Genomic DNA, 23,101 nt, shown 5'->3' with positions numbered 1-23,101 from the left:
TTGGGGTGATTTGGGGAGCGGGTCTTCGGACCCGCCTCTCTCTTTCAAACGAACAGCATTCAGGCTGGTCTGACGACCCGCCCGCCTCACCGTCCAGCCCGCTGCCCGATCAGGCGCTCGAACAGCAGCGCCACGATGATGATGGTGCCGATGGCCGAGCCCTGCCAGAAGGGCGATACACCCATCAGATTGAGGCCGTTGCGAATCATCACCATGATCAGGACGCCGATCAGCGTGCCGATGATCGAGCCACGCCCACCGAACAGGCTGGCGCCGCCGATCACCACGGCAGCGATGGCGTCGAGTTCCCAGGCGTTGCCCATCAGCGGATCGGCCGAGAGGATCTGGCCGATCGAGAAGGTGATCGCCACCGCCGAGAGCGCGCCCGAAATCACATAGGGCAGTATGGAGTAGAACATCACGCTGAGGCCCGCCGCCCGCGCCGCCTCCTTGTTGGAGCCGACGGCATAGATGGTGCGCCCGCCCTTGGTGTAGGTCAGATAAGCCCAGGCGAGGAGATAGAGCAGCGCCAGGAACAGCACATTGGCCGGAAGGCCGAAAAAGTCGGTATAGACGATCGACTGCATGGAATCGGGGATCGAGGCGATTGCCGTCTGGCCGGAGAGGATATAGGCGAGGCTGCGGCCGATCGCCATCATGCCCAGGGTCACCACGAAGGCGGCGAGCCCGAAATAGGCGATCAGAACGCCCGAGATGAGGCCGATGCCGGCTCCGCTGAGAATGGCGAGCGCCACGGCCAAAGCCGGCGGATACTGCTGCACGGCAAGACCCAGGATGATGCCGGTCAACCCGGCGACCGATCCCACTGAAAGATCGATGCCGCCGGTGAGGATGACGAAGGTCATGCCGACGGCGACGATGCCGATCACCACCGACTGATCGAGGATGTTGAAGATGTTCGATCGCGTCAGGAAATAGGGCGAGAGCAGCGACAGGCAGATCGCCAGCACGATGGCGAGGCCGAGCATGCGCACTTCGAGCCGCCCCGTCAGCCAGCCGAGGCGCCGTCGCGTGGGATCGGGGGAGGTGGTGGTCGACATGCGGCGGTCCTTGGCAAACGAGAGGTCAGGGCGTCGCAGCGAGCTTGGCGACACGGCTGCGGACGATTTCGGGCGATGGCAGGGCAGCACCCTGCGGCAGAGTGAGGCCGACCCAGCCGAGATCGTGCCCGCGCGGACTGACGATCGGCAGGAGCAGGGTCGAGCGCGAGCCGTCGGCTTCGGGCGTGAAGACGGGTTCGCGCCCGGCAAGCGCCGCGGCGATGCAGGTCGCGGACAGTGATTTCACCTCGCCCGCCGCAAAGCCCGGATCCGCCGCCTTGTCCGCCATGACGAGGTTGAGGCAGATCAGGCGGTCCTGGTCGATCAGGGCCCAGAAGCCGGCGCCGCCGCATTCGCCCGTGAGGCCGCGCAGGACCTCGGTGTTGCCAGCCATCGAGGTGCGCGGCGCCGCCAGCAAAGTGAGCTTTTCCTCGTCGAGCAGATCGGCAGGCAGGTCGGCGACGCTATAGCCGTCGCTGATGACGACGATACGGTGCGAGAGCCCCAGCAATTCCTCGAAATCGGAAGACACCACCACCACGGCGACGCCCTTGGCGGCAATGTCGCGCAGGATGGCATAGATGGAAGCGCGCGTGCCGATATCCACGCCCTTGGTGGGTTCGTCGAGAATCAACACGCGCGGCTCGAGCAGCAGCCAGCGTGCGATGATGATCTTCTGCTGCATGCCGCCCGAGAAGTTGAGCATGTTGGCGTCGAGCAGCCGGTCTGGCGGCAGGCCAAGGCTCTTGAGGAGCGCATCGACGGCTTTCTCGCGGCTGCGATAGCCGAGGCCGAAGCCCTTGTGCGCGCCGAGATGGGCGAGCAGCAAATTCTCCTTCACCGACAGATCGGGCACGATGTTCTGGGACCGCCGGTCCTCGGCCACGAAGCCGATGCCGGCCCTCACCGCTTGCGCAGGCTTGCGCGGATCGATCGGCTTGCCGTCGACGAGGATGCTGCCCGCACTACGCGGCCTCAGGCCGAAAATGGCCTCCACGGTCTCCGAGCGCCCGGCGCCGACCAGGCCGCCCAGCCCCAGGATCTCGCCGTGGCGGACCTGGAAGGAGACGTCACGCACCAGAGGCGGCGTCGCCAGTCCCTTGACCTCCAGTGCAACCGGGGCGTCCTTGGCCGTCCCGGCCGCGTCCCGCGCATAGATGGCACCGACATCCTGGCCGACCATGTGACGGATGAGTTCGGCCTGGCTCAGGCTGGCGGTGGCGAGCGATGCCGCCACCGTGCGCCCCTCGCGCATGATGGTGACGCGATCGGTGATGGCGAAGACTTCCTCGAGTCGATGCGAGACGAAGACGAGCCCGCGCCCATCCGCCCTGAGCCGCGTCATGATGTCGAACAGGCGCTCGACCTCGCTTGGGCTGAGCGAGGAGGTCGGCTCGTCGAAAATGATCAGCTTGGCGTTGACGCCGAGCGCCTTGGCGATCTCGACGAGCTGGCGCTGGGCCGCCGACAGGCGCCTAACCTCCACATCGAGGGGTAGCGCATCGCCCTGGCCGAGCACCGAAAGCAGTTCGGCCCCGCGCCGATGCAGCGCCGAATAGGACAAGCGACCCGGCCGGCCGAGCTCGGGCAGGAAGATGTTCTCGGCGACGGTAAGATCCGGCACCAGGCTCGTCTCCTGCATCACGATGGCGATGCCGATATCGAGCGCGTCGCGGGTGGAACGCAGGCGCACCGAGCGGCCGCGATAGACGAGGTCCCCCTCGTCCGGCCTGACATGGCCTGAGATCACCTTGGACAGCGTCGACTTGCCGGCACCATTGGCGCCGAGCAGGCCGTGGACTTCACCCGCGCGCAGCTCGAAGCCAGCCCCCGCCAAAGCGCGGGTGCGGTCGAAGGTCTTGGCGATGCCGGTGGCGACCAGTAGAGGCTCCGCCGGCGCGAGAGTGGGCTGCACGTTCATACGATCGATCCGAGGGTATTCCGGTGTGAAAGCGTGACGATTGAGAATAAGTCATGATCTGATCGGCAACGAGAATGGCGCCGCGCTTGTCATGCCCGGGCTTGACCCGGGCATCCAGAGTTTCGGCGCCAGCCCCCGACGGCCTGGCTTGCCGGGTCAAGCCCGGCAATGACAAACCGCCCCCGAACACCGGCAAGAACGCTCACTTCATCTCGTTGGCGAACACCGTCTCCTTCACGATGGGCAGCTCCTTGTCGATGTTCTCGCTGGTCACCACCAGGATCGGCACCGAGACCTCCTTCTCCACAGAGCCGCCGGCAAGCTTGGCCAGCAGGGCCTCGCCCGACTTCTGGCCCATCAGATAGGGCTGCTGCATGCCGGAGGCGACGATCTGCTTGGACTTGAGGAGATCGACGAATTCGGGGATGCCGTCGAAGGCCGCGACCAGCAGGTCCGATCCCCGCCGTGCCGCCTTGATGGCGCGCAGGGCACCGAGGGCCGGCTGGTCGGTCTGGATGAACAGGCCGCGCATGTCCGGATTGGCGGTCAGCATGTCCTGCGTGAACTTGAAGGTCTCGTCCGTCGTATAGGATTGCATCTGCTGCAGCCCCGCCTCCTTGCCGGTCCAGCCGCCGGCCGCAAGGCCGTCTCGGAAGCCCTTGGTGCGGGCCTGGCCGTTCTTGCGGGCCTGGGAAATGGTGATGAGGCCAACCGAGCCGCCTTCCCAGCCCTTGGCCTTGAGCGCGGCGGCCAGCGCCTCGCCCACACCCTTGGCGCCGTCATAGTTATTGGAGATGATGAAGGAGGCGTAGTCGCCGCTATTGGTGCCGATATCGCCGATCACCACCGGGATGCCCGCCTTGGCGGCGAGCGCCAGCACGCTCGGCGCGGTGGAGGAATCGGTCGGCGAGATCACGATACCCGCCACGCCCTTGGCAATCGAGTCCTGGGCATTCTGCAGCTGCGTCTGCGGGCTGTTGTGGGAATCGAGTGCCTGGAAACCGTAGCCCTTGGCCTTGGCGGCAGATTCGACGCCCTTGGCGAGATAGCGCCAGAACGGCAAATCGAGACCCGGCGTCAGATAGACGATGTCCTTGCCGGCGGCGCGCGCCGGCTGGAAGCCGAAGCTGCCGGTGCCGACAAAGGCGGCGCCGGCGGCAAGCTGCAGGAACGTTCTTCTCTTCATGTTGTCCTCCCTCCCGCCCTCGGGCGGCTCCTGTGGTTCTCTTCCGGCCGTTACAGGCTCTTTGTCTTGGAAACCGGACCTTCTTTCACGGGCCCGTTTCACGTGTGCGACAGCGCAGCCTCCTCCTCGAGGATGGAGCGCGTACTGGCATAGATCCGGTCGAGATGAATGCCGAAGGCTTCGACGACAGCCCTGGGATCCCGGGCGTGCAGCCCCGCCAGGATGGCGGCATGGTCCTGGCAGCTTTGCGCGATTGCGCCGGACCGCGACACGGCCTTGCGCCGGTGCGCCATGGCATAGAAATAGAGATCGACGACGAAGTCAGCGAGGAGATCGTTGCCGCAGGACCGATAGATCGCGGCGTGGAACTCGCGATCGCAGATCAGGAAGCGGACGGGATCGTCGAGGGCCTCGCGCTGCGTTTCCAACGAGGCGTCGAGCATGACCAGGGTCTCGTCGTCGATGCGCCGCGCCGCCTCTTCCACCACCGGGCGCTCCACCAGCAGGCGGGCGGCATGGATGGCCTCGATATCGTAGCTATTGATCAGTTTCGGCTCGCGCGCACCAATCGCCAGCGAACCGACCTCGGCACTGAGCACGCGGGTGCGCGCGCCTTGCGAAATGGCGATGATGTCGCGGGCGGCCAGGGTCTGTAGCGCCCCGCGCACCGTCTCGCGGCTGACCTGCAGGGCCGCGGCGAGATCGCGCTCACTCGGCAGGGTCTCGCCGACCTGCAGCATGCCCGCCGCAATCAGGGAGGCGATCTTGTCGGCGACCAATTCGCGCACATTGCGCCTGACCACGCCGTGGCGCAGCTCGGGCACGCGTTCGAACACCGAAAGGGCAGTGGGCAGGGTCATCGGAATGGCGCTTGGGAACGACGCTCGGCATCTGATCTACTGGACCAGCCAGCAGACCAGTTAGGCCAAGTTTTCGGCAGGCTGTCAAGCGGTAGATGGGTAATGGTCTGACGAGTGGGGGGCGGCGAGATGAGCCTGGGATCACAGCGCAAATTCTTTACCCTCCCCTGGAGGGGGAGGGTCGGCCTGAAAGGCCGGGGTGGGGTGAGATGACGCTGGTCATGACGATCGAGATCACTTTTTCCAGGAAGAGTCACCCCACCCCGACGCTCCGCGTCGACCCTCCCCCTCCAGGGGAGGATAAAGAATTTGCCTCTGCCTGGAACCCTGTCCAATCTCGGGAACCTACTTGGCACCGCCGAGATAGAAGGCCTTCACATCCTCGCGCGCCGCGAGGTCGGCGGCCAGTCCGGAAGCGGCGACGCGGCCGTTCTCGAGAATATAGCCATAGTCGGCGTGGCGCAGCGCCAGCGCGGCGTTCTGCTCGGCCACCAGGAAGCTCACCCCCTGCTCGCGATTGAGCGTGCGGATAATCTCGAAGATCTCCTGCACCACGATCGGTGCGAGGCCCATGGAAGGCTCGTCGAGCAGTACCAGTTTCGGCTTGGTCATCAAGGCTCGCCCGATCGCCGCCATCTGCTGCTCGCCCCCGGAGGTCAGGCCGGTCTTGGTGCGGCGCTTATGCTTCAGGCGGGGGAACCAGGCATAGATCTGCTCGATATCCTGGGCGATCTGCCGCCGCCCCGGGCGACGCAGGAAGGCGCCGGAAAGAAGATTCTCCTCTATCGTGAGCTGGGGAAAGCAGTGGCGCCCTTCCAGCACCTGCACCACGCCGCGGGCCACCAGTACGGACGGCGTCAGGCGGCTGACCGGTTCGCCCCGCCAGTTGATGCTGCCGCGCGTGACGGTACCTCGTTCCGGCCCGAGCAGGTTAGAGATCGCTTTCAGCGTGGTCGATTTGCCCGCACCATTGGCGCCGAGCAGCGCAACCACGGCGCCATCACCGACGGTGAGGGACACGTCCCTGACAGCCAGGATTGCCTGGTAATGCACCTCGATGCCTGCGACGGCGAGAATGTCGTTTGCGCGCAGCGCCGCGGATGGTTCGTTCATCGCATCTATCTCCCCGAGGGCGACGTCCCGTCGTCGTGTTGAGCGGGGCCATTCCGGAACAAGCGCGACCTTTTTCATTCCCGGCTTGCCCCGGCAATGCAGCCAGCCTTTCGGCACCGGGTTTCTGGATGCCCGGGTCAAGCCCGGGCATGACAAAGGTTCGTGCTTTTTCGTGTCCGGGCAGGCCCGGCCCGCTCAGTTGGTCTCGGCCACCGGCGTGATGCCCTTCTCCTGGGCATAGGCAGCGGCCTTGGCGCGGATGGTCTCAGCAAAGAGCGAGGCATCGGCCTTGATCCAGTCTGTCAGCGTGGTCCAGGACTTGCCATCCCACTGGATGATCTTGGCCGCGACGGTCTCGCCCTTGTGGTTCGCCGGCGAGGTCTTGAGGGGGGAGATCAGGCCCTGCGCGCCCAGTTCGGCGATGCGCTTGTCATCGATGTTGAGGTTTTCCAGGGCCCAGCGGCCCTCCTCAGCGGTGAGGGGGCGGTTTCCGAACTTCTTGTGGCCGACGCGCAGGGCCTCCACGAAGGTGATCGCCTCGATCACCCCGTAATTGTAGTAGACCGTGCCGAACTTGCTCTTGTCCTTGAGATCGCTCTTGCCGGCGTCGACGATCTTCTCCTTCAGCGTCTTGAGGATAGCGTAGTCGGTTCCGGGCGGAAACACCGAGACGGCGAGATAGCCCTTGGCGGCGCCGCCGGCCGGGCGGGCATCGTCCTCCGAGCCGCTCCAGATGTCGCCGATGATGCGATCGGCCGGGAACCCCACGCGCGCGGCCGTCTTGATCCCCACCGGCGTCATCACGCCCCAGCCGCGCAGGAACACCCAGTCGGCACCCGCACTGCGGATCTGCTGCCACTGCGCCTGCTGCTGCTCGCCGGGGTGGGGTACCGGGATCTGAATGTCGGTGAAGCCGTATTTCTTAGCGAGAATGCCAAGCGGCTCGATCGTATCGCGGCCATAGCCGGAGTCGTGATAGAGCGTGGCGATCTTGACGCCCTTGAGCTTGTCGTAGCCGCCTGATTTCTGGGCGATATAGTCGACGATAATCTGGGCTTCACTCCAATAGTCGAAGATCAGCGGATATTGATAGGGAAAGACCCGCCCGTCGGTGGCGATGTTCTGGCCGCCGCCCGGCGAGACGATCGGCACCTTGTCGATGCGCGCCTTGTCGGTGAGCGCCACGTCCAGGCCGCTGGAGTGGGGATAGATCGCCGCCGTCGGCGCGCCGTCATAGCCGTTCTTGTAGCGCTCGTAGCATTCGATGCCCCGCTCGATCGTATAGGCCGTCTCGCATTCCTGGATCAGGATCTTGACGCCGTCGACCCCGCCTTCGACCTCGTTGATATAGGTCAAATAGTCCCGGTTTCCGGCGCCGAAGGGGATGAAAGAGGGCGCATAGGGACCGGTACGATAGGTGAAGAGCGGATAGAGCTGCTCATTCTTGTGGTCCTGGGCCGCAGCGGGGCCGGCGGCCGCAAGAGCGGCCAGGCCAACACCTGCAAAGCCGAGCCCGGTCGCCAGTGCGAGGGCCTTGATGAGGGAGGATGACATCCGGTTCGTCTCCATTCGGTTGGGATGTTCGAGGGCAAAGCTCTCCCTTTGGCGGAAAACGCTTCCGCCCTTCCGGGATGCAAATCTGTTGGGGAGGCTTGTTCAGTCCCCGGTCGTGGCTGCCGACCGCCGCCGCGGCAAGCGGATCCGCCTCACCAGGCGAGCGAGTCCTTCCGGTTCCTTGATCAGCAGCGCGATGATGATCACGCCGAAGATGATGTGCTGGATATTGGCGAGCGCCCCCTGGTCCGCCAGGAACTGCAGGCCGGTGAGCGGGGCGAGGCGGTCGAGCAGGATCGGCATCAGCACGATGAAGGCTGCGCCAAGGAAATTGCCGGCAAGGGTGGCGGTGCCGCCGATCAGCACGATGAACAGCACCTGGAAGGACTTGTCCAGGTTGAAGGCATGGGCGTCCGCCGTGCCGAGATAGCCGAAGGCCCAGAGCGCGCCGGCAATGCCGCAGACGAAGGAGCTGATGGCAAAGGACAGGAGCTTGCGGCTGGCGACATGGATGCCGATCACCGAGGCGGCCGTATCCATGTCGCGGATCGCCATCCATTCGCGTCCGACGCGGCTCTTGACCACCGCATGGGCAAAGGCGATCAGCGCGGCCGCCGTCACCGCCACGAGGAGATAGCGCCCGGTGGCCGAGGAGAGGTCATGGCCGAGGAATTGTAGCCGCGGCGCCGAGACGGTGAGGGACTGGCTGCCATTCGAAAACCAGTTGTAGTTGGTGAACAGCCATTCGAAGAAGAACTGGGCGCCCAGCGTCGAGGCGCCGAGATAGAAGCCCTTGATGCGCAGGCTCGGCAGGCCGAAGACGATGCCCGCCGCCGCCGCGATCAGGCCTGCCAGCACCAGCACCACGGGCAGCGGCAGCAACGGGGCGCGCAGCAGGAGATTGTAGCTTGCAAAGGCGCCGACCGACATGAAGGCGGCGGAGCCGAGCGACACCAGCCCGGTATAGCCCATCAGGAGGTTGAGGCCGAGGCCGGCCACGCCCATCACGAGGGTGGGGATGATGATGGAGGAAAGCCAGTAATCGCTGGCGAGGAGGGGCACGACCACGAAGGCTGCCGCCAGCGCGCCCGCGACGGCGAAGATTCGGGGATTGAGGCTGCGCCCCTGAGTCAGGACAAGGCCTTCGCCGGATTGCGATAGGAGGGACATCGCTAGACCCTTTCGATAGCGCGGTCGCCGAACAGCCCCGCCGGACGCACCAGCAGGAAGGCCACGGCGAGGATATAGGCGAACCAAGTCGACACGCTGCCCTGCAGCAGCGGCCCCAGATAGATGTCGGCCAGGGCTTCGGCAGCGCCGACTAGGAGACCGCCGACGATGGCACCCGGCACGGAGGAGAAGCCGCCGATGATCAGCACCGGCAGGGCCTTCAGCGTCACCAGCGACAGCGAATATTGCACGCCCTGCCGGGCGCCCCAGACCAGCCCGGCGACCAGAGCGACGATGCCGGCCACGCTCCAGACGATGCGCCAGATCGTCGGCAGGCGGATGCCGATCGACTGGGCGGCGAGCGTGTCGTCGGCGACGGCCCTCAGCGAAATGCCCATGCGGGTGCGGTCGAACAGGATGGAAAGCACCACGACCAGGACGAGGGCGCCGCCGGAGACGAAGAGATCGAACTGGCTGATCGAGAGGCCCGCGACCGAGATCGGCACGTCGTCAATGCCGAGGTCGAGCATGTGCACGTCCGAGCCCATCAGCAACTGCGCCAGCCCCTCGATCACGAAGGTAAGGCCGAGGGTTGCCATGAACAGGGTCAGCGCATCGCGATTGACCAGAGGCCGCAGGACCAGGCGCTCGATCAGCACCGCGCCGAGCACCATCACCGCGACGGTCAGCAGGATCGCCGCCCAGAACGGCACCTCGCGCTCGACCAGCGTCACGAAAGTGAGCGTGGCGAACAGCAGCATGGACCCTTGAGCAAAATTGAAGACGCCGGAGGCCTTGTAGATCAACACGAAGCCGATCGCGACGAGGCCGTACATCACACCGGCCAGCAGGCCGCCGATCAGGGTTTCGAGGAAGAAGGTCATGGCGATCCCTCAGTGAACCGTGCCGAGATAGGCGGCGATGACATCGGGATTTTCGCGCACAGCATCGGGCGTGCCATCGCCGACCTTGCGGCCGTAATCGAGCACGACGACGTGGTGGGCGAGGCCCATGACAATGCCGATATCGTGCTCGATCAGCACGACGGTGGTGCCGAGCTTGAGGTTCACATCGGCGATGAGCCGGCTCATCGCCTGCTTTTCCTCCTGGTTCATGCCGGCCATGGGCTCGTCCAGGAGCAGCAATTTCGGCCAGGCCGCCAAAGCGCGGGCGAGGTCGACGCGCTTCTGCAGGCCATAGGGCAATGTGGATACGATCGTGTTGGCATGGCGCTCCAGGCCGAGAAAAGCCAGGATCTCATGTGTCCGCGCTTCGAAGCGCCAGCGCTCCGCCGCATCCCGCCCTACCCGGAAGATATTCTCCACAAAGGTCGCGCGACCCCAGCGCGCCAGCCCCGCCTTGACGTTTTCGACGACGCTCAGCCGGTCGAACAAGGCATTGTGCTGGAAGGTCCGGCCAATGCCGAGATGAGCCGCCTTGTAGGGATGAATAGCCTCGAATCTGGCGCCGTCGAAAACGACATCGCCTTCGTCGGCCCGGTAGACACCGTTGATCACATTGAGGAGGGAACTCTTGCCGGCGCCGTTGGGCCCGATCAGCGCGCAGATCTCCCCTTGCTCGACCGAAAAGCTCAGCCGGCTCAGGGCGCTGACGCCCTTGAAAGACAAGGAGACGTCCTGAAGCTGCAGGAGAGGCGCCGGCATCGGCATCACCGTCCGGTGGCGAGGCGGGAGACACCGGCCTCGCGTTCGTCAGCCTCGCGGCGCTTCACGGCTTCAATGTCGCGATAGGCATGGGCGGGATGGCTGGCCGGCAGATAGGGACCTTCGCCGAACAGCTTCTCGCGAAGGGTGCCCGGCTTGTAGGCGGTGGGATAGGCCCCGCGCTTCTGCAGCTCCGGCACGAGATAGCCGACGGCGTCCTCGAAGCTCTCGGGCGTCACCGCATAAGCGAGGTTGAAGCCGTCGACATCGGTCTCCTCGACCCATTCCTGCAGCGTATCGGCGATATGGGAAGCCGAACCGACGAAAACCGGGCCGAGGCCGCCAATGCCGCCCCAGCGCGCCAGCTCCTCCATGGTCCAGGTCTTGTCCTCGCCGGCGAAATGCTCGACCACCGAGATGATGGCGTTGGTCTCGACCTTCTTGATCGGATCGCTGGGCGCATATTGGCCGAAATCGATGCCGCTCCAGCCGGAGAGGAAGACCAGCGAGCCATCATAGGACGTATAGGATTCATAGTCCTTGAACTTGGCCTGTGCCTTGGCCTCGGTCTCGTCGACGATCACCGTGGTGAGGTTGTAGATCAGGATCTTGCGCGGATCTCGGCCGGCAGCCGCGGCCTGGCGGCGGATATCGGCGACATAGGCCTTCAGCAGCGACTTGGTCGGCGCCGCCACGAAGACGCATTCGGCGTGGCCCGCGGCAAAGGCCTTGCCCGGCCCCGAGGCACCGGCTTGGTAGAGCACCGGCGTGCGTTGCGGCGAGGGTTCGGTAAGTTGGTAGCCGGGCACCTCGAAATATTTGCCCTTGTGGCCGATCTCATGGACCTTGTCGGGATCGGTGAAGATGCGGTTTTCACGGTCGCGCCGCACCGCCCCTTCCTCCCAGGAGCCTTCCAGCAGCTTGTAGAGCACCTCGACATATTCGCTGGCGACTTCGTAGCGGTTGTAGTGCTGGCGCAGGCCGCCCTGGCTGATATTCTTGGCCCCGCTCTCCAGATAGGAGGTGACGATGTTCCAACCGACGCGCCCTTTGGAGTGATGATCGGCCGTGGCGAGGCGCCGGGCGAAGGTATAGGGATGCTCGAAGGAGGTCGATGCGGTGATGCCGATGCCCAGATGCTCGGTGGCCAGCGCGATCGGCGCCGCCAGTTGGAGAGGATCGTTGACCGGGATCTGCGCCGCCTGGTGGAGGGCGTGGTAGTTCGAGCCCTTGTAGACGTCGTAATAACCGATGACGTCTGCGATGAAGATGCCATCGAAGATGCCCTTCTCCAGCGTCCGCGCCAGATCCTGCCAGTAGTCGAGATCCTTGTATTTCCACGATTTGTCGCGCGGATGCGCCCACAGGCCCGGCGATTGGTGGCCCACGCAATTCATGTCGAAGGCGTTGAAGCGTATCTGGCGGGGCATTCCCAATCTCCAAATCTGAAAACAGCGGCGGCGTCGCGGCTCTGAAACAGCGGCGGGGCCGCACCCGGCTACCGCATCGGTCAGGGCGTATGAAAACGCCCTCCAAACTAAATGTCTAGTATTTTTATAGAGAATATATACAAAATAGTCCGGATCGATGCTACGGCAGACTGGGCAGGCAGCCGCGCCGGTATCGGATCGTTCGATAAAAGCTAAGAGAATCAGATAGATGACACAGAAGGCATCGACAGTGACGGCGGGTTGGGGCAATGGGCCAGGTCGCAACTATGAGGAACTCGCCGCCAATTTCCGCCCGGTTTTCGATCGCATCCGCGAGGGCGCCGTCGAACGGGAACTCAATCGGACCTTGCCGCACGAGCCGATCGGCTGGCTCAAGGATGCCCGCTTCGGCGCCCTGCGTGTGCCGGAGAAGGAGGGCGGCTTCGGCGCCAACCTGCCACAGCTCTTCGCCCTGCTGATCGAGCTGTCTCACGCCGATTCCAACGTCACGCAGGCCCTGCGCGCCCATTTCGGCTTTGCCGAGGACATCGTCAACGCCCGCGCGCAGGATCGCCGCGACCGCTGGCTGCCGCGCCTCTCCCGCGGGGAGATCGCCGGCAGTGCCTGGACGGAGATCGGCGAAGCCAAGCAGGCGGCCTTCTCCACCATCGTGAAGCTCAGGGACGGCAAGGCAGCTTCCGTCACGGGCGCCAAATATTACACAACCGGTTCCCTCTTCGCCGACTGGATCGATATCGGCGCCAGTGGTGAGGAAGGCCAGTCGCTTTCCGCGGTGGTTGCCCGCCATGCCCCGGGCGTCGACGTGATCGACGATTGGGACGGCTTCGGCCAGATCCTCACCGCCAGCGGTACCACCACCTTCACCGACGCGCCCGTCGACCCCGCCGATGTCGTCATCGACGATGACCGCTTCAAATATTCGGCCGCCTTCTATCAGCTCGTGCATCTGGCGACGCTCGCGGGTATCGGTCGCGCCGCCAGCGACGACGTCGCCAAGGCGGTGAAGGCCCGCCGCCGCAGCTATTCCAACGCCCCCTCCCCGCGTCCCAGCGAGGATGCCCAGGTACTGCAGGTGGTCGGCCGGATCCGCAGCGCGGCCTATTGCGCCAGCGCCATCGTGCTCAAGGCCGCCGAAGCCGTGCAGCGCGCCTTCGATACCCGCTTTGCCGGCGACGCCGCGGCGGAGGAAGAGGCGAATGCCATCGCCGAGCTCGAGGTGGCGCAGGCCCAGACCGTGGTCACCACCCTGATCCTCGATGCCTCCACCATCGTTTTCGACGCGCTCGGCGCCTCCGCCACGCTGCGCTCCGCCGCTCTCGACCGCCACTGGCGCAATGCACGCACGCTCTCCTCGCATAATCCGCGCATCTACAAGGACCGGATCATCGGGGACTTTGCCGTCAACGGCACGCCGCCGCCCTATCAATGGCGCATCGGGCAGGTGTGAAGGGGCGAAAGCGCCCCAAACAGACGCCACCTCACTGTACTCACCAGCGCCGGCATAGGCACAAAGAGCGCAGACATCCTTCCCCGGGTTCGGGGAAGGTGGCGCTGCGCAGCAGCGACGGTAGGGGGAGAGTGGTGCTGCGGAGGCTGCATAGTTGCAAAATCGCGCCACTCGCCCCCATCCGGCCCGGCTCTGCCGGTCCACCTTCCCCGAAACCGGGGAAGGATTTCTTCGCCTTAGTCGGTCAATCGAGACGCCACGCCAGCCGGCCTGAATCGAGCATGAAGACTGGTTCGACGACCTTCGGGGAGCCAACCATTTCCGCTCGCCATTTGACGGAATCACCGGGCATTGCGAGATCTTGGGACAGAATGAGGCGGCGCCACGCCGCCACTCGAAAGCCCCAAGGAGCCGATGTCGCCTCTGGTCGAAACCGTGCTGTTCGTCTTCGGCCTGGTCGCGCTCGGCTATGGCGCGGGGGCGAGCGGCTATCTCAAACCCGAGACCGGCGACGCCCTTTCCGATTTCGCCGTCCGCGTGGCACTGCCGCTGCTGCTGTTCCGCACCATGGTCACCTCGAGCTTCCACGGCTCGGCACCCTGGCAGTTATGGGCCACCTATTTCACCGCCGTCATCGTGGCCTGGATCGCCGGCCATCTCGCGACCACCCGCCTGTTCCGGCGCGATGGCCAGGCCGGGGTGATCGGCGGCGTCTCCGCCGCCTTCTCCAATCTGGTGCTGCTCGGCATTCCCTTCATGCTCGGCGTCTTCGGCAATGAAGGCTTCGAGATCCTGTCTCTGATCATCTCGGTGCATCTGCCTACCATGCTGATGGCCTCGATCCTGCTGTTCCACTGGCTCGGGCCACGGCGCCAGGAGCCGCTGCATCCTCTGGCTGTTATCCGCGACTTCCTGGGCAGGCTGCTCACCAATCCCCTGATCATCGGCATCTTCGCCGGCCTGGCCTGGCGGGCGGGCGGGCTTCCCCTGCCTGCTATCGCCAATCGCTTCGTCGATGCTCTCGCCGACGTGGCCGGGCCGATCGCCCTGTTCGCCATGGGCCTCGGCCTGAAGAAGTTCGGGCTAACCGGCAATCTCAAGCCGGCGCTGGTCCTGTCCGGCCTGAAACTGCTGCTGATGCCGGCGGTGGCCCTCGGCGCAGCCTGGCTGTTCGGCTTGCCGCCCTTCCCGGCCAAGGTGGCCGTGGCTGCGGCGAGCCTGCCGTCGGGCGTGAACTCCTATTTGATCGCGATCCAGCTCAAGACAGAGCAATCCCTGGCTTCCAACCAGATCACCATCGCGACGGCGTTTTCCGTGGTGACCACCGCGCTCTGGCTCGAGATCGCTACCGCGCTGCTGGGTTGAGGCGTCTCCTCAGACCTCCTCGTCTGGATTCCGGGTCCAGGGCGCGAAGATCTCGGCCGCGAATTCGACGAAGGCCTGTATCTTGCGGTCACGCGTGGCGCGCTTGGAATAGAGCGCCCAGACTTCGGCATCCTCGGCCCGATGCCAGTCCGGTAGGACGATCTCGAAGGGCTGGTCTCCCGCCCGATTGGCCATCAGCCGGGTGGACACCAGGGCAATGCCGGCGCCCTTGAGCATCTGGCGGATGATGGTGTCGGATTCGTTCGACATCAGGATCGGGCGGACGGCGACCTCGACTTCGCTTCCGGCCTTGCTTCTCAGCCGCCAGGTGGTCAGGAGCTCGCCCTGGCCATGGGCCAGCACGGCATGGCCGGAGAGATCCTGCGGCGAGGCGGGGCGCCCCGCCCGATCGAGATAGCCGGGACTCGCGAGCAGGCGGGCCCGTGATCGCCCCAGCCGCCGGGCGACATAGCTTGAATCGGGCAGAACGCCAGTCCGCAGCGCCACGTCGAAGCCGTGCTCCACCAGATCGAGCGGATGGTTATCGAAGGTCAGCGCCAGCCTGATCCTGGGATAGCGGCGCCGAAACTCTTCCAGGGCCGGCTCCAGCGCAATCAGGCCAAGGGCATAGGGAACCAGCAGCCGCAGCGTGCCCTCCGGTTCGGTCCTCAAGGAGCGGACCGACAGATCGGCTTCCTCCAGGATCTCCTCCGCGAGGCTGCAGCGCTCATAGAAATCCCGTCCGGCTTCGGTGAGCGACACGCGCCTCGTCGTCCGGTTGAGCAGGCGCACGCCGAGATCCTCCTCGAGCGCCGTGACGCGCCGGCTCACCGTGCTGAGCGGCAGACCGAGCTGGCTCGCCGCAGCGGTGAAACCGCCCCTTTCGACCACGCGCAGAAAGATCCAAAGGCTCTGGAGATTGTGCAATCGGCACTCCAATGGAATCATGCCAAGCCTCGAAAATGCTGACGCATTCTCGGCTTGGACACCTGGCGTTTTCGACATCAAATCAAAGATTTGGCGAAAATCACCAGAAGGTGCCGAGAGTCATTTTCAATGACTCTCGGAATTATTCCATATTCAGCAATAGTTTTTGCCAGATAGCCATAGTTATTCCATTCCCGGTCCCGCGCTATAAGCGTTCCCATGACCGCCCTGTCCACGTCCACGCATGGGCCGACGCCCTTCTGGACGCGGCTGACCCAGGCACCGCCCGGCACCAGCTGGAGCAGCATCGCGTTTGCGTTGAGAACGACGGCTGCCTCGCTGATCGCGCTCTACATCGCCTTCCTGATCAATCTGGACAGCCCGAAATGGGCGGCCATGACGGTATGGATCGTGGCCCAGGGCAGCCGCGGCATGACGCTGTCGAAGGCGCGCTATCGCGTCCTCGGCACCTTCGCGGGAACGGGCATCGCTGTCTCCCTCACAGCGCTGTTCGCCCAGGCGCCGGAATTGCTTCTCTGCGCGCTCGCCGTCTGGGTCGGGCTGTGCACCGGCGTCGCCACGGCGCTGCGGAATTTCCGCGCCTATGGCGCCGTGCTGGCCGGCTATACCGCGGCGATCATCACCCTGGATGCGGCTGCCAACCCCTCGCAGATCTTCGACGTCGCCGAGGCGCGCCTCATCTACATCCTGCTCGGCATCGGGGTGGAGGCAACGCTGAGCGCCATCCTTGCTCCCTCCCGGCCCCTGGACGATGTCCGCGCAGGCCTCGACGCCTATATCCGGCAAGCCGCCGGTATCTGCGCCCGTGCCCTCGGCGGCGAGGCGGCGGCAACACCGGCGCTGCAGCGCCTCTTCGCCAAGGCCCTGGCCCTGGACACCACGGCCGAATATGCCGCGTCCGCCTCCGCTGTCGCACGTGGCGCTCTCGGGCATGTGCGCGCAGCTGCGAGCGCAACCCTGGCCCAGCTCGCCGCCGCGCACAGCCTGCGGGACTATCTGGCCCGGCGGGACGGCCAGAGCGGTATTCTCCTGGCTGAAATTTCCGCCCTGCTGCAGGCCGTCGCCAATGGCAGCACCAACGAGCAGACCCCAATTGCCGCCTTGCGCGGGGGCCTTGGTGCAGCCTTCGCCTGCTCCGATGATCGAGGCGAAGGCGGGAACGAGCGGCTGTTCCTGTATGACAGGCTCGATGCGCTGCTCTCTTCCCTGCAGACGGCCCTGGCGCGCCAGGCTCTCCTGGCCCGCCCGGAACCGCCTCCCTCGCGCCTCGACTTCGCCTTCCACATCGACTTGACCGCTGCGCTGCATAACGGCATCCGCGCTATTGCGGCCGTCCTGCTCGCCTCGGCCGCCTGGATCCTGACGGCAGCGCCCACCGGCTCGGGTTTCGTCACCATCGTCAGCGTGGTCTGCGCCCTGTTCGCCACGCGGGACAATCCGGTTGCCGCCGGTCTCGGCTTCCTGAAGGGTACAGGCTGGGCCTTTGCCGCCAGCGCCATCTGCAATTTCGCGCTGATCCCGATGATTTCGAGCTTTCCCTTGCTCGCTGCCTTGGTCAGCCTGTTCATGGTTCCCGCCGGGATCGCCATGCGCCATCCACGCACGGCGGCCCCCGCCGCGAGCTTTGCCATCTTCTTCTGGGACCTCGTCGGGCCGAGCAACGAAGTCCGTACTGAAGCCGCCGGTTTCTTCAACGGCGGCATGACACTGGTGGCCGGCATCGCCTGCGGCACGCTGGCTTTCGCCTTGCTGTTCCCGCCGAATGTCCAGGCGACGCGACGCCGCCTGCACCGGGCCATCCGGCGCGATCTCTCCCTGATCGGCAGCACCCCGGGGTTCTGGACCGCGGCGGAATGGTTCAGCCGGACCGCCGACCGTTTCGGCCGGCAGCTTGCGGCCGAAAAAACCCTGCCCGCCGCTGTGATGGATCGGGACATGGCCGGCATGCTGGCAAGCCTGACCATCGGCGCGGCCGCCATGGATCTCGACCGGCTGGCGCAGACCCGCAAAGGCACCATGCGACCGGTTCGCGCCGTGTTGCGCCGCCTTGCCGCCGCCGATCCGCACATCCTGGCACGGGCCGCCCGGCAGGCGGCGGCGCATCTGATGCGGCAGGCCAGGCGGACGGGCAGCCCTGCCTCGCGCGAGTTGCATCGAGGCGCCGTGCTGCTGCAGGAAATCGCGCGCGAAGCCACCGAACAGGCCGCGTTTCTGAAGGGGTGAAAGGCAGCACAGGCCTCTGCGAGCCATTCCAAAAAAGAAGGGCGCCGGATGGTTCCGGCGCCCTTGGTGTTTCTGGTCTGCCCGCGGCAATCAGATGTCGAGCGTGTGGTCGCGCTCCCACTGGGTCAGATGGCTGGCGTAGCTGTTCCACTCCTGACGCTTGAGCTTGAGATAGGCAGCCGAGAAGTCATTGCCCAGAGCGGCTTTCAGCGACTCGTCCCCGTCGAAATTGCGCAGGGCGTCGAGCAGGTTCAGCGGCAGCTTGGGCGCGTCGGTCACGGTATGGCCTTGCTGGTACATGTCGATGTCGTAGCGCTTGCCGGGATCGGCCTTGGAATGGATACCGTCGAGGCCGGCCGCGACGATCACTGCCTGCATCAGATAGGGGTTGGCGGCACCGTCGGGCAAGCGCAGCTCGAAGCGCCCCTTGCCGGGCACGCGCACCATGTGGGTGCGATTGTTGCCGGTCCAGGTCACCGAATTCGGCGCCCAGGTCGCGCCGGAGATGGTGCGGGGCGCATTGATGCGCTTGTAGGAGTTCACGGTCGGATTGGTGATCGCCGACAGGCTTTCGGCGTGCTTCATGATGCCGCCAAGGAAGTGATAGCCCTGCCGCGACAGGCCCATCTCGTCCTTGTTGTCGTAGAACATGTTGACCTTGCCGGTCTCGTCCCACACCGAGATATGAGCATGGCAGCCCGAGCCGGTCAGCCCCATGAAGGGCTTGGGCATGAAGGTGGCGCGCAGGCCGTGCTTTTCGGCCACCGAGCGCACCATGAACTTGAAGAAGGAGTGCCGGTCGGCCGTGATGAGGCAGTCGTCGAAGTTCCAGTTCATTTCGAACTGGCCGTTGGCGTCCTCGTGATCGTTCTGATAGGGACCCCAGCCGAGCTCCAGCATGTAGTCGCAGATCTCGGCGATGATATCATAGCGGCGCATCAGGGCCTGCTGGTCGTAGCAGGGCTTGGCGGCGCAATCCATGGCATCGGAGATGGCCGTGCCGTCGGCATCGATCAGGAAGAACTCGGCCTCGACGCCGGTCTTCACATAGAGCCCTTCCTTGGCCGCATTGGCCATGACGTTCTTGAGCACCACGCGCGGCGCCTGGCCGACATGCTTGTCTTCCATGACGCAATCGGCGGGGACCCAGGCAACCTCCTTCTTCCAGGGCAGCTGGATGACGGCGCTGGGATCGGGCAGGCCGAAAAGATCGGGATGGGCCGGTGTCAGGTCCAGAAAGGTGGCAAAGCCGGCAAAACCGGCACCGTCCTTCTGCATGTCGGCGATCGCTGCTGCCGGAACCAGCTTGGCACGCTGGGCGCCGAACAGGTCCGTATAGGAAATCATAAAATAGCGAATGCCTTTTTCCCTAGCGAGCGTCGCCAAATCCTGGGTCATGGTCAAAGTTCCTGGTTCGGGATGTCTATCGTTTTGATTTATGAGGTATTCTGTCATTTCCGATGGCTTCGGCCCTGATGCCTTTTTAATCCGGGGGGATCGGAAGGCCTGCTCGGCTCTTTGAAGCCCACAGGGAAATCCGACGTCCGGAGAGCCGATTTCATCTGGGGATGGCAGTACGCAAAGGGCGCCCGCTTACCGGCGGGCGCCCTTTCATGATGTCAGAAGCCCTGTCCGGGGATCCAGCTCGTACCGGCCAGCGGCACGCGGGCCATGGCGGCGGCCTCGATGGTGAGGGCGCACAGATCTTCCGGCTCGAGATTGTGGACGTGGTTCTTGCCGCAGGCACGGGCGATGGTCTGGGCCTCCAGCGTCATCACCTTGAGATAATTGGCGAGGCGGCGGCCGGCCTTGACGGGGTCGAGCCTTTCCATCAGCTCGGGATCCTGGGTGGTGATGCCGGCCGGATCCCTGCCCTCGTGCCAGTCGTCATAGGCGCCGGCCGTGGTGCCGAGCTTGCGATATTCGTCCTCGAGCGCTGGGTCGTTGTCGCCGAGGGCGATCAGGGCGGCCGAACCGACGGACACCGCGTCCGCGCCGAGCGCCAAGGCCTTGGCGACATCGGCGCCGTTGCGGATGCCGCCGGAGACGATCAACTGCACCTTGCGATGCATGTTGAGATCCTGCAGCGCCTGCACGGCGGGACGGATGCAGGCGAGCGTCGGCTGGCCGACATTCTCGATGAAGACTTCCTGGGTGGCAGCCGTGCCGCCTTGCATGCCGTCGAGCACCACCACGTCGGCACCGGCCTTCACCGCCAGGGCCACGTCGTAATAGGGACGGGCGCCGCCGACCTTCACATAGATCGGCTTCTCCCAATCGGTGATCTCGCGCAGCTCCAGGATCTTGATCTCGAGATCATCCGGCCCGGTCCAGTCGGGGTGGCGGCAGGCGGAGCGCTGGTCGATGCCCTTGGGCAGCGTCCGCATCTGGGCGACGCGGTCGGAGATCTTCTGGCCAAGCAGCATGCCGCCGCCGCCGGGCTTGGCACCCTGGCCAACCACCACCTCGATGGCGTCAGCCTTGCGCAGATCGTCCGGATTCATGCCGTAGCGCGAGGGCAGATATTGATAGACCAGCGTCTTGGACTGGCCGCGCTCCTCCGGCGTCATGCCGCCGTCACCCGTGGTGGTCGAGGTGCCTGCCAGCGAAGCGCCGCGTCCGAGGGCTTCCTTGGCGCGGCCCGACAGGGAGCCGAAGCTCATGCCGGCGACGGTGATCGGGATCTTCAGCTCGATGGGCTTCTTGGCGAAGCGCGAACCGAGCACGACATTGGTGGCGCAGCGCTCGCGATAGCCTTCGAGCGGATAGCGCGAGATCGAGGCGCCGAGAAAGAGCAGGTCGTCGAAATGCGGGACCTTGCGCTTGGCGCCGCCGCCGCGGATGTCATAGATGCCGGTGGTGGCAGCGCGGCGGATCTCGGACAGGGTGTAATCGTCGAAGGTCGCGGACTTGCGCGGAACGGTCGGTGGATTGTGATAGCTCATGAGGTCAATCCTGGGATCGCAGGCCTGTAGCCTGCTCTTGAAACGGTCGATGCAGAGGGGAAGAGCAGGCCGGAAGCCTGCGATCCCAGGTCAGTACGCATCCGCATTGTCGATGTTGAAGTTGTAGAGCGTACGGGCGGAGCCGTAGCGCTTGAACTCCTCGGGCTTGGCGTCGGCAAAGCCCGCCTTGGCCAGCAGCCCTGCCAGGATTTCGAGATGCTCGGGGCGCATCTCCTTCTCGATGCAGTCGGCTCCCAGGCTCTTGACCTTGCCGCGCACGAACAGCCGGGCCTCATAGATGGAATCGCCCAGGGCGTCGCCGGCATCGCCGCAGACCACCAGATTGCCGGACTGGGCCATGAAAGCGGACATGTGGCCGATATTGCCCTTCACCACGATGTCGATGCCCTTCATCGAGATGCCGCAGCGCGAGGAGGCATTGCCCTCGATCACCAGGAGGCCGCCCTTGCCGGTGGCGCCGGCATATTGGCTGGCATCGCCCTTGATGCGGACCTCGCCCGACATCATGTTCTCGGCCACGCCGGGGCCAGCCGAGCCGTGCACGACCACGGTGGCTTCCTTGTTCATGCCGGCGCAGTAATAGCCGACGCTGCCCCTGACATCGATGCGCACAGGCGCGTCGACACCGACGGCCAAAGCGTGCGAGCCCTTTGGATTGCTCACCTCCCAGGAGGTGGCGTTGGTACCGGCCTTCAGAGCATGCAACGCCTGATTGAGCTCGCGCAACGGCGTCTTGGCCAGATCGATCTTCTCAACGTCCACACTCACGCTCGCGACCTTTTTCGCAAGTTGATCCATGCCTCAGCGCTCCCAGAAGTAAACGGTGGCGGGCTCGGGCTCCCACACCTTGGCATCCTCGATGCCGGGCAGGTTCACCAGAGCGCGATATTCGGAACCGAAGGCGACATACTGATCCGTCTCGGCGAGCACGGCCGGCTTGCACGCGACAGGATCGCGCACGACACCGAAGCCGTCCTTGGTGCCGACCACGAAGGTGTAGAAGCCGTCGAGATCGTCGAGCCCCTTCTCCATGGCATCGCCCAGGTTGAGACCCTGATTCATGCGCCAGGTCAGATAGGCGGCCGCGACCTCGGAATCATTCTCGGTCTCGAAGGTCATGCCGTCATGCTTGAGCTCGCGGCGCAGATTGTTGTGATTGGACAGCGAGCCATTATGGACCAGGCACTCGTCGGCACCGGTCGAGAACGGGTGGGCACCGAGCGTGGTCACCGCCGATTCCGTCGCCATGCGGGTGTGGCCGATGCCGTGGCTGCCGGTCATCTCCGCCAGGCCGAAGCGCCTGGCGACCTCGGTGGGATAGCCCACCTCCTTGTAGATCTCGATCGCCTCGCCGGCACCCATGACGCGGATCGAAGGCCGCTCCGCCTTGATTGCCCCGCGCGCCGCTTCCGCCTTGTCGGCATCGAGGGTGAGGACAGCGTGGGTGTCCTTCGGCGTGATGGAGACCTTGCCACCGACAGCCTTCTCGACCAGGGCCGCGAGCCCGTCGAAATCCTTGGCCGCATCCGGCGACTGCACGGTGATCTTGGCCTTGCCGGCTTGCGGCGCGCCATAGATCGCGAACCCGGCCGAATCCGGGCCGCGGTCGCACATGGTGGCGAGCATACCGGACAGGAGCGCACCCAATTGTGGCTCCAGGCTCTTATCCTTCAGAAACAGGCCGACAATGCCACACATAGCACGGGTCCTTCATGCGATTGATTTTAGGGAGGCTAGCAATTTCCTGAGGCGCCAGCAATATCCACCTGAACATTTTTTTCCTGTGAGGAATATTTTTTAGGAATCGGATTTTCCTGACAGGAAACTAGGTGAAAAACCAGGGACTCAAGCCTGATGACGCCAGCGCTCCCAGCGCAGGCGTGCCACCCGATAGGCATCCGGAACCGAAAGCGCCCAGACGAAGAGCCCCCCGGCCATCCGACCGATCGGAGACGTCTCCGGCGTCGACAGATGCCAGCTCAGGAAAGCAAACAGGAGCGTGAAGAAAGCAAACCCCAGCCCGCGCATCTGGCGGCCGAGGGCGACATGGCCGACCCCCGGCAGCACCACGGCAAGTATGAGGATGACATAGGGGTGAAAGGGTTTCACGAGCATGGCTGCGGCCACGGCGGCCTCCTCGGGCGGTGATTCAAGCATGACGATTGCGGTCTG

General features: G+C 64.9%; 19 protein-coding genes. 3 read left to right on the top strand and 16 right to left on the bottom strand.

All coding sequences use genetic code 11. The annotated features are described in order from the left end of the window. Positions 1 to 86: 86 nt before the first annotated feature. The 10 genes from AB4037_RS07625 to AB4037_RS07580 form a co-directional block, all read right to left on the bottom strand. Positions 87 to 1,061 carry an ABC transporter permease gene (locus tag AB4037_RS07625; RefSeq protein ID WP_441771081.1) on the bottom strand — a complete coding sequence of 325 codons (975 nt, stop codon included), beginning with the start codon at positions 1,059 to 1,061 and terminating at the stop codon, positions 87 to 89. A 25-nt stretch (positions 1,062 to 1,086) separates the two neighbouring features. Beyond that, positions 1,087 to 2,982, bottom strand: a complete 1,896-nt coding sequence (locus AB4037_RS07620) for a sugar ABC transporter ATP-binding protein (protein ID WP_434958433.1) — start codon at positions 2,980 to 2,982, stop codon at positions 1,087 to 1,089. Positions 2,983 to 3,184: 202 nt separating this feature from the next. Then, positions 3,185 to 4,168 (bottom strand): substrate-binding domain-containing protein, encoded by a 984-nt coding sequence (locus tag AB4037_RS07615; protein ID WP_434958434.1) that lies wholly within the window; start codon positions 4,166 to 4,168, stop codon positions 3,185 to 3,187. Between the two features lie 98 nt (positions 4,169 to 4,266). Continuing rightward, the gene (locus AB4037_RS07610) at positions 4,267 to 5,028 is read right to left on the bottom strand and encodes a FadR/GntR family transcriptional regulator (RefSeq protein WP_441771080.1); all 762 of its coding nucleotides are present in this window, start codon (positions 5,026 to 5,028) and stop codon (positions 4,267 to 4,269) included. A gap of 345 nt (positions 5,029 to 5,373) precedes the next feature. After that, positions 5,374 to 6,141, bottom strand: coding sequence for an ABC transporter ATP-binding protein (locus AB4037_RS07605; RefSeq protein WP_441771079.1), 768 nt, complete (start codon positions 6,139 to 6,141; stop codon positions 5,374 to 5,376). 195 nt (positions 6,142 to 6,336) lie between these two features. Next, positions 6,337 to 7,695, bottom strand: coding sequence for an ABC transporter substrate-binding protein (locus AB4037_RS07600; RefSeq protein ID WP_434958437.1), 1,359 nt, complete (start codon positions 7,693 to 7,695; stop codon positions 6,337 to 6,339). 102 nt (positions 7,696 to 7,797) lie between these two features. Continuing rightward, positions 7,798 to 8,865 (bottom strand): branched-chain amino acid ABC transporter permease, encoded by a 1,068-nt coding sequence (locus tag AB4037_RS07595; RefSeq protein WP_434958438.1) that lies wholly within the window; start codon positions 8,863 to 8,865, stop codon positions 7,798 to 7,800. 2 nt (positions 8,866 to 8,867) lie between these two features. Further along, the gene (locus AB4037_RS07590) at positions 8,868 to 9,749 is read right to left on the bottom strand and encodes a branched-chain amino acid ABC transporter permease (RefSeq protein WP_434958439.1); all 882 of its coding nucleotides are present in this window, start codon (positions 9,747 to 9,749) and stop codon (positions 8,868 to 8,870) included. A 9-nt stretch (positions 9,750 to 9,758) separates the two neighbouring features. Continuing rightward, the gene (locus tag AB4037_RS07585; protein ID WP_434958440.1) at positions 9,759 to 10,529 is read right to left on the bottom strand and encodes an ABC transporter ATP-binding protein; all 771 of its coding nucleotides are present in this window, start codon (positions 10,527 to 10,529) and stop codon (positions 9,759 to 9,761) included. A gap of 5 nt (positions 10,530 to 10,534) precedes the next feature. Further along, positions 10,535 to 11,959: an LLM class flavin-dependent oxidoreductase gene (locus AB4037_RS07580; RefSeq protein ID WP_441771078.1), complete on the bottom strand. Its 1,425-nt coding sequence runs from the start codon at positions 11,957 to 11,959 to the stop codon at positions 10,535 to 10,537. Positions 11,960 to 12,188: 229 nt separating this feature from the next. On the opposite strand from AB4037_RS07580, the gene AB4037_RS07575 reads away from it, so the two are divergent. Both AB4037_RS07575 and AB4037_RS07570 read left to right on the top strand, forming a co-directional pair. Next, positions 12,189 to 13,427, top strand: coding sequence for an acyl-CoA dehydrogenase family protein (locus AB4037_RS07575; RefSeq protein ID WP_441771077.1), 1,239 nt, complete (start codon positions 12,189 to 12,191; stop codon positions 13,425 to 13,427). A gap of 414 nt (positions 13,428 to 13,841) precedes the next feature. Then, positions 13,842 to 14,792, top strand: coding sequence for an AEC family transporter (locus AB4037_RS07570; protein ID WP_441771076.1), 951 nt, complete (start codon positions 13,842 to 13,844; stop codon positions 14,790 to 14,792). Between the two features lie 9 nt (positions 14,793 to 14,801). Here AB4037_RS07570 and AB4037_RS07565 read toward each other — a convergent pair whose 3' ends face one another. Continuing rightward, positions 14,802 to 15,719 (bottom strand): LysR family transcriptional regulator, encoded by a 918-nt coding sequence (locus tag AB4037_RS07565; protein ID WP_441771075.1) that lies wholly within the window; start codon positions 15,717 to 15,719, stop codon positions 14,802 to 14,804. 219 nt (positions 15,720 to 15,938) lie between these two features. On the opposite strand from AB4037_RS07565, the gene AB4037_RS07560 reads away from it, so the two are divergent. Then, positions 15,939 to 17,963: an FUSC family protein gene (locus AB4037_RS07560; protein ID WP_441771074.1), complete on the top strand. Its 2,025-nt coding sequence runs from the start codon at positions 15,939 to 15,941 to the stop codon at positions 17,961 to 17,963. A gap of 90 nt (positions 17,964 to 18,053) precedes the next feature. Here AB4037_RS07560 and glnT read toward each other — a convergent pair whose 3' ends face one another. From glnT to AB4037_RS07535, 5 genes are all read right to left on the bottom strand, one after another. Continuing rightward, complete coding sequence (glnT, locus tag AB4037_RS07555; protein WP_441771073.1) at positions 18,054 to 19,361, bottom strand: type III glutamate--ammonia ligase; 1,308 nt, start codon at positions 19,359 to 19,361, stop codon at positions 18,054 to 18,056. 221 nt (positions 19,362 to 19,582) lie between these two features. After that, a complete protein-coding gene (locus tag AB4037_RS07550) occupies positions 19,583 to 20,908 on the bottom strand; it encodes an FMN-binding glutamate synthase family protein (RefSeq protein ID WP_434958447.1) in 1,326 nt (441 codons plus the stop codon). A 90-nt stretch (positions 20,909 to 20,998) separates the two neighbouring features. Further along, positions 20,999 to 21,727, bottom strand: a complete 729-nt coding sequence (locus AB4037_RS07545; RefSeq protein ID WP_441771072.1) for a protein GlxC — start codon at positions 21,725 to 21,727, stop codon at positions 20,999 to 21,001. 3 nt (positions 21,728 to 21,730) lie between these two features. Next, complete coding sequence (locus AB4037_RS07540) at positions 21,731 to 22,627, bottom strand: class II glutamine amidotransferase (protein WP_441771071.1); 897 nt, start codon at positions 22,625 to 22,627, stop codon at positions 21,731 to 21,733. 147 nt (positions 22,628 to 22,774) lie between these two features. Continuing rightward, a complete protein-coding gene (locus AB4037_RS07535; RefSeq protein ID WP_441771070.1) occupies positions 22,775 to 23,086 on the bottom strand; it encodes a hypothetical protein in 312 nt (103 codons plus the stop codon). Between the last annotated feature and the right edge of the window lie 15 nt (positions 23,087 to 23,101).

This window comes from Labrys sp. KB_33_2, from assembly GCF_052114505.1.
Lineage (GTDB): Bacteria > Pseudomonadota > Alphaproteobacteria > Rhizobiales > Labraceae > Labrys.
This window is presented reverse-complemented; position numbering and strand designations above follow the sequence as displayed.

Bases quoted from the DNA above. Each gene is read 5' to 3' on its own strand.
- AB4037_RS07545 (WP_441771072.1), bottom strand. From the start codon at position 21,727: ATGGATCAACTTGCGAAAAAGGTCGCGAGCGTGAGTGTGGACGTTGAG.
- AB4037_RS07575 (WP_441771077.1), top strand. From the start codon at position 12,189: ATGACACAGAAGGCATCGACAGTGACGGCGGGTTGGGGCAATGGGCCA.
- AB4037_RS07535 (WP_441771070.1), bottom strand. From the start codon at position 23,086: ATGCTTGAATCACCGCCCGAGGAGGCCGCCGTGGCCGCAGCCATGCTC.
- AB4037_RS07625 (WP_441771081.1), bottom strand. From the start codon at position 1,061: ATGTCGACCACCACCTCCCCCGATCCCACGCGACGGCGCCTCGGCTGG.
- AB4037_RS07610 (WP_441771080.1), bottom strand. From the start codon at position 5,028: ATGACCCTGCCCACTGCCCTTTCGGTGTTCGAACGCGTGCCCGAGCTG.
- AB4037_RS07580 (WP_441771078.1), bottom strand. From the start codon at position 11,959: ATGCCCCGCCAGATACGCTTCAACGCCTTCGACATGAATTGCGTGGGC.
- AB4037_RS07585 (WP_434958440.1), bottom strand. From the start codon at position 10,529: ATGCCGGCGCCTCTCCTGCAGCTTCAGGACGTCTCCTTGTCTTTCAAG.
- AB4037_RS07560 (WP_441771074.1), top strand. From the start codon at position 15,939: ATGACCGCCCTGTCCACGTCCACGCATGGGCCGACGCCCTTCTGGACG.
- AB4037_RS07620 (WP_434958433.1), bottom strand. From the start codon at position 2,982: ATGAACGTGCAGCCCACTCTCGCGCCGGCGGAGCCTCTACTGGTCGCC.
- AB4037_RS07595 (WP_434958438.1), bottom strand. From the start codon at position 8,865: ATGTCCCTCCTATCGCAATCCGGCGAAGGCCTTGTCCTGACTCAGGGG.
- AB4037_RS07570 (WP_441771076.1), top strand. From the start codon at position 13,842: ATGTCGCCTCTGGTCGAAACCGTGCTGTTCGTCTTCGGCCTGGTCGCG.
- AB4037_RS07590 (WP_434958439.1), bottom strand. From the start codon at position 9,749: ATGACCTTCTTCCTCGAAACCCTGATCGGCGGCCTGCTGGCCGGTGTG.
- AB4037_RS07600 (WP_434958437.1), bottom strand. From the start codon at position 7,695: ATGTCATCCTCCCTCATCAAGGCCCTCGCACTGGCGACCGGGCTCGGC.
- AB4037_RS07550 (WP_434958447.1), bottom strand. From the start codon at position 20,908: ATGAGCTATCACAATCCACCGACCGTTCCGCGCAAGTCCGCGACCTTC.
- AB4037_RS07615 (WP_434958434.1), bottom strand. From the start codon at position 4,168: ATGAAGAGAAGAACGTTCCTGCAGCTTGCCGCCGGCGCCGCCTTTGTC.
- AB4037_RS07540 (WP_441771071.1), bottom strand. From the start codon at position 22,627: ATGTGTGGCATTGTCGGCCTGTTTCTGAAGGATAAGAGCCTGGAGCCA.
- glnT (WP_441771073.1), bottom strand. From the start codon at position 19,361: ATGACCCAGGATTTGGCGACGCTCGCTAGGGAAAAAGGCATTCGCTAT.
- AB4037_RS07605 (WP_441771079.1), bottom strand. From the start codon at position 6,141: ATGAACGAACCATCCGCGGCGCTGCGCGCAAACGACATTCTCGCCGTC.